General features: G+C 64.9%; 3 protein-coding genes and 1 pseudogene. 2 read left to right on the forward strand and 2 right to left on the reverse strand.

The genetic code is table 11. The annotated features are described in order from the left end of the window. A pseudogene (locus tag ABZ824_RS39575) lies at nucleotides 1-229 on the reverse strand (IS110 family transposase); the annotation flags it as partial. 589 nt (nucleotides 230-818) lie between these two features. Beyond that, nucleotides 819-3,035 carry a LuxR C-terminal-related transcriptional regulator gene (locus ABZ824_RS39580; protein WP_356970033.1) on the reverse strand — a complete coding sequence of 739 codons (2,217 nt, stop codon included), beginning with the start codon at nucleotides 3,033-3,035 and terminating at the stop codon, nucleotides 819-821. Between the two features lie 1,922 nt (nucleotides 3,036-4,957). On the opposite strand from ABZ824_RS39580, the gene ABZ824_RS39585 reads away from it, so the two are divergent. After that, nucleotides 4,958-5,227 carry a hypothetical protein gene (locus tag ABZ824_RS39585; protein ID WP_356970034.1) on the forward strand — a complete coding sequence of 90 codons (270 nt, stop codon included), beginning with the start codon at nucleotides 4,958-4,960 and terminating at the stop codon, nucleotides 5,225-5,227. Nucleotides 5,228-5,535: 308 nt separating this feature from the next. After that, a partial coding sequence (locus tag ABZ824_RS39590) for a hypothetical protein (RefSeq protein WP_356970035.1) occupies nucleotides 5,536-5,798 on the forward strand: 263 nt, incomplete at its 3' end.

The following is a 5,798-nucleotide window of genomic DNA, read 5'->3' on the forward strand; positions in this document are numbered from 1 at the left end:
CCACCACCTCGCCCTTCGAGACGAGCCACCCCGCCAGATGATGGCCCAAACCTTCAGCGTTCTCCACCGCCCAGGTTCGTTCGGGCCACTGCAGCGCCCAGGCCAGCAACTTCCGATAGCCCCGAAAGCTGGCATCGATACGAATCGAGCCGCGATCAGAGTTCGTCGCGGGGTCGACAGCGGTGGCGGTGTGGGTGGACTTGTGCGGATCGACGCCGATCAGCATCATCAGGTTCGGTTCCTCGTCTTTGCCGGGTGGGGAATCCACGGCCGACATGTCGACTTCAAGAACCTCTCACAGCAGCTTGTCGTCACACCTCTGTCGAGTCAGACCGTGAACGGAGACCGGGCAGGTGGACACATCACGGGCAAGTCAACCGCAAGGGCGACAGACGGTTCACGAGTCAACCCGCCCGGTCTCCTGCGGCACGCTACGGGGCAGCTGACCCCGACCACGAAACCGCTGCCATCAGATAAGTCGACGGTTCATGTCGGCTCGACCGCATGGTCGAGACCGTCGACACGTCCGTGACCGACGGAAAACTCAGGCGATGTGTCCGGAAGCGCGTCAGCGGCCGAGGCACACACCTCGTTATGCCTGTTCGGCTGTGACTTCGACGGTGACGGTCAGCAACTGTCCGGGCGGGTGTGCACGGCAGGACCCGACTGCATGCGGTGGGCGGTCAGTCCCTCCCGGATACCGAGTACCTGAACACCGGTACCCACCAGTCGGGAACGTCCTGGACGTCAGAATCCGTTCAGCGACGCTCACGGTGGTCACAGCGACGCGTGCCGACGCCGCGTACATACATACCGATTCAGTGGCTTTGTTGCCCGACGAGCATCAAGGCGGCGATTTGAGTCCGCGAGTTGACGTCGAGCTTGGTCATGATGTGCTCAACATGGCCGCCGACAGTGCGTGCGCTGATCACCAGCTCCGCAGCGATCTGCCGGTTGGTTCGGCCATCGGCGATGAGGCGGGCGACCTGTTGTTCTCGTGGAGTCAGCAGGTGCAGCACCGATTGAGCAGCGGTGTCGGTGGCGGATCCGGTAGCGGCGTCGTCGCGGACCGCACGTGTCTCATTGAGCGCGTACGCTACGGCGTCCGCGACGCTGAGCTTCTGACCGCTCTTGTAGGCCGCACTGAACGCCTGGTCGCTGATGATCTCTCGTGCGCGGACGCGGCACTGGGCCGACCAGTCACGGAGGGCACGCCAAGAGAAGAGTGGGGCGCCGACCGGCTCCCACATCTTGTCACTGGCGCCGAGCAGCATCGCGGCGCGTTCGGCGTCGCCGTCTGCGGTGGCGCACCATGCGGCGAGTTCGAGGCCGCACGGGATCCCGAGTTGGTCACCGAGGTCACGTTTGTGCCGGAGGGACGCGAGCGCGCGGGTGCACGCAGCGGCGCGGTTGCCATTGGCCCAGCAGGCTACGGCGAGGTCCCAATCCGCCCAACCGGCGGTCCAATGCTCACCGACCTTGTCGCAGGCGGCCACCGACTGTTCGCCGAGTTCGATCCCGCGCTCAGGATCGCCAAGCAGGGCCACGACCATCCCCAGCTGGGCCGGCACGATCATGGAAATGGAGCTCTGCTCCCCGATATCCCGGTGGTGGCGAAGAGCTGTTTCCATCTCACCGACAGCCTCGGGTAGTTTGCCTTGCATCCAAAGCGCCTGGCCGATCCACGTGATGGCGTAAGCTTCCGCCGTCGCGTCACCGACGGCCCTGGCCACCTCGACGGCCTCACGAAGCGGGGTAAGCGCCTGGACCGTATCGCCCTGGTCGGCAGCGTTCAGCCCGTAGGTCCACAGCGCGCGGGCTCGCTCGCGGCTCGGGTTGGTATCCAGCTTCAGCAGCCGCTCAAGCCAGCGCCGTCCCTCGCGCAGGTCACGGGTGAGCCACCACCACCACAACGCGCTGGCCAGCCGCATTCCTGTGCGTGCCTCGCTTGGCGTCGCGCAGTACTCCAAGGCGAGGCTGATGTTGGCACGTTCGGTCTGAACCCGGTCCAATAGAGCGCGTTGGTGTGGGCCCCACCAATCACGTGCGCCAGTCTCGGCCAGCCGTAGGTAGTAGTCGCGGTGCCGGCGGCGTACAACGTCCGCCTCGTCGGCGAGCCGGTCACGACCGTACTGGCGGATCGTCTCCAACATCGTGTAGTGGCTGCGGGCGTCGGACTCTTCGCGTGTCAGGATGGACTTGTCCACAAGGCCGACCAACCCCGGGAGGATGTCGTCGAGGGTCAGTCCGTCGCCGACGCACACCGCCTCGGCGGCCTCGAGGCTGACACCGCCGACGAACACCGACAGCCGGGCCCACAACGCGCGTTCCCGCTCGGTGCACAGGTCATAAGACCAGTCCATGACCGTGCGCAGCGTCCGATGCCGGGATACGCCGTCGCGGTGACGCCGCTCCAAAAGAGCGAAGCGATCGTCAAGGCGTTCGGCCAACTCGTCGACGGTCAGCGTCCGCAGCCACGTGACGGCCAGCTCGATCGCGAGCGGGAGTCCGTCCAGGCGCTGGCACAGCCGACCGACCGCCTCGCTCTGGCCGACACTGACGCCAGCGGCTTCGGCTCGTTCCTGGAACAGCGCAATGGCCTCATACTCTCGGTCGCTACCCCAATTCGTCAGGTGTTCCTCGTCGGGCGTGGACAAAGGCGGCACCGGCCAGATCCGTTCCGCTGCGATGCCGAGCGGTTCTCGGCTAGTCGCCAGGATCCGGAGCCGAGGTGCGGCCTCGATCAGGGCGCTCACCAGCACCGCGCACTCCGCAATAAGGTGCTCGCAGTTGTCCATGATGAGAAGGAGCTGCTGATCCGCCAGATAGTCGATCAGCGCCGCGACGAGATCACGTGTGGAGATGTCAGGCATCTGTACGGACGTAGCGACAGTGGACGCGAGAAGGGAGGCGTCCTCAAGCTCGGCGAGCTCCACCAGCCAAGCACCACCGACACGCTTGCGTTCGAGCCCACGAGCCACGTGAATGGCGAGCCTGGTTTTACCAACGCCGCCAGGTCCGGTCAGAGTCACCATGCGAGCATCGCCGAGAACAGCACGGAGTTTGGTCGTCTCGCCGCGACGGCCAACGAAGCTCGTTATATCAGACGGAAGACTCATTTTGCCGCGCCAAATCCTTGCCTACGCGTCCACGCCGCCTCCCCACTCTGAATCTCAATATATCCACTAGAGGGTCGATAGTCATATCTGGTGGCGAACTTCCCAAAGAACCGTCACGATCTCCAGAGTGCTCTAACTGTCTCGCCCGGCCACGTCCAGCGCCTCCAAGGGCCCGAGCACCACGACCGCCGCAAGCGGCAAGACCAGATCACGATCACCCCGATGGCGTGCAGTCGAAGGCACGCACCACGATCCCAGCTGATCCGCACCAGTGCTGGCATGTCGACCGGCCGACCAGGTGCCTGACCCGCGACGCCCCAATCGAGGCGGCGCTGCCGACGACGGCCGCGCCGGGTCGGCGACAGATCCATCTTGCCGAATCGCCTGGCCAGGGCGTACTCGGCTATACCATAGTCTTGACACTCGCGATTGGTCCAGCCTCTCGGTCAAAGGTCTGGTGCAGACCATGTGAAGGGGTGCCTTGATCGCGAGTAACCGACAAACCTGGGACGGCTACTCAGTGCCGCTACATCTACACGAACTGCGCACTAGAGTGGCCCGACGTTTCGTTCTTTCTGCTCGTTCACACGTCCGGAGCCGCCGGGGGCCACCGACGCCGGGCGAGCTGCGCGCCTCGCCGGGACACTGGTCCAGCTGGAGTAGGAGGGCAGGAAGCAGTGCCGGTCGCCCTGGCCAGACCTCATCAGCGGTCCGTCGACGCCATCAGCCCGGCAGCACCCCCGGATCATGAGAAAGACAGGAAGAAGTCATAGCGGGATCGGCGACCGCAGCCCCGCGTGGCGCCACAAAGAAGGTAACGGGTGCGAACGCGACATCCTCGGGCTGTGGTCGGCGACTGCGGTGAAGACGCCGAGGTCTGGCTGCACAGGTTGAGATAGCGCAGTTCCGCAAGTCGAAGAAGATTGTTCCCGGTGCGGATCGCCGCATCGAAGAAGGGCCTCTGAATCAGCGCCAGCCCAGCGCCGGTACTAGTCGGTCTCGGAGCAGACGGTAAAGTTCGACGCACTCTGCGCCTATCCGGCACTTGTGTGTACGGCACCAAAGTAATTGACCAGACAACAATTGCCGGAAGGTACACCGCGAAAAGTGGAGAAGTAGAGAAGAATCTGACACCGCCACTGGAGACAGCGCCGGAACCGACGCGGATCCAGCCTCGCGATTCTCGCAGCAGTCACGCAGCAGCAGCCTGCGGGACCGACACGACAGCGGCACCAACCCCCACCACCGGCACGACAACGACCACCTCGGCCAATCCAGTCACCCGGACGCCTCTGCGGTCATCGCGCCCGCGCCACCACCCGCCACGCCCACACCCCCATGACTGGACTCTATGTGACACTTTTCAACTCCTGTTGCATAACAGGTATATGCCGGGTGAATCTACCGATGCCGAGCCGGTACCTTCTCGACCAAGCTAGTTGTTGTGCAGCAGCACAAGCCCGGCGACAACGCCGTCACCGAACCCGCCCTCGACAACGGTGTCGGTAGGCCGACAAAGGAGCCAGGCCGTGCAGGCGGACTCCACAACGCCACGAGCCAGAAAGCCCACCGATGTCTATCAATTCGTTTAGCATGTTCGGCTTGGTCGCCGCACTCGACAGCCGCAACCTCCAAGCCCACCTCACCGGTACTGTCGCCGACTGCACGGTATGCGCCACCGCGTCAGGGCCGAGTAACATCTGCCCGGCCGGCCGCGCCGCCAAGATCACTCGCACCGCGCAGCGTCCATTGACAGCGACCGAAATCATCGACCACCTCGGCACAGCCGGCTCCGTTGAGGCCCGGTAGCAGCGGACCGACTGCGCTACGCGCGGGAGGTGACCGAAATCGCCACCATCCGGATGATGACCCCGTTCCGCCAACCGCTTCGCCGCCGAGCCGCGATAGTGGGCCGGCTGGACGTCGCCGCGATGCAGATGGCACACCAGGGATCGGAAACCTCCGCATTGTGGTCTTGCCGCACCTGCATCCCCGATCTCGATCCCTGGTCGCGCACTGATCTCTCGCACGTCGTTCGGGCCACCTGCCACGACGGCCCCTTCGGCCACGCCGGCCCTATACCGGGCGACTACTTCGTTGCGATATGATCGGAACAAAGCATTCCGTTTTGATCGCCAGGCCTGGTTTTATGCTGAAGACATCCGACGCCCCAGCTTCAGAAGGGTCTGCCCGTCCGCAAGGCCCAGGCCGCCCGTGCGGTAATCCTCGCCGACGCCTCGGCTCCGATCTCCGCCGTCGCGACCGCGCCCGCGTGGGGATCAGCGCGCCGCACCGTCCAAAGAAGCGCTGCTGCGCACGCTCTGTTTACGACGGCCTCGCCGACACACCACGGAAACCGATGCGGCGCTGGAGGACTCAGACGGCTGGCGCGGACTGGTCGCGCACCTGGAGTGGGGTGGTCGACGCGGACGCGCCCTCGCTCACCGCGCTGCTCGCCGACGCCTTCACCCTGGATAAATCCATCCTCGCCGGGAGTCCAGCACACCGGAAAGGCGTCCGAGGCGGTCGCACGCAGCGCCTGCGCCACCGGCAAGCTGCGACCGTACGTCACCATCAATCCTTGTGTCTCATGCTCGGAGGAGGGCTCTGGCCAGCTCACGACCGGCAGCTGTGGCAACCCGATCCGTGGCACGATCTCGGCGTTGGCCTCGTTTTCCC

Origin of the sequence: Nocardia sp. NPDC047038 (assembly GCF_040644075.1) — a bacterium.
Classification (GTDB): Bacteria; Actinomycetota; Actinomycetes; order Mycobacteriales; family Mycobacteriaceae; genus Nocardia; species Nocardia sichangensis.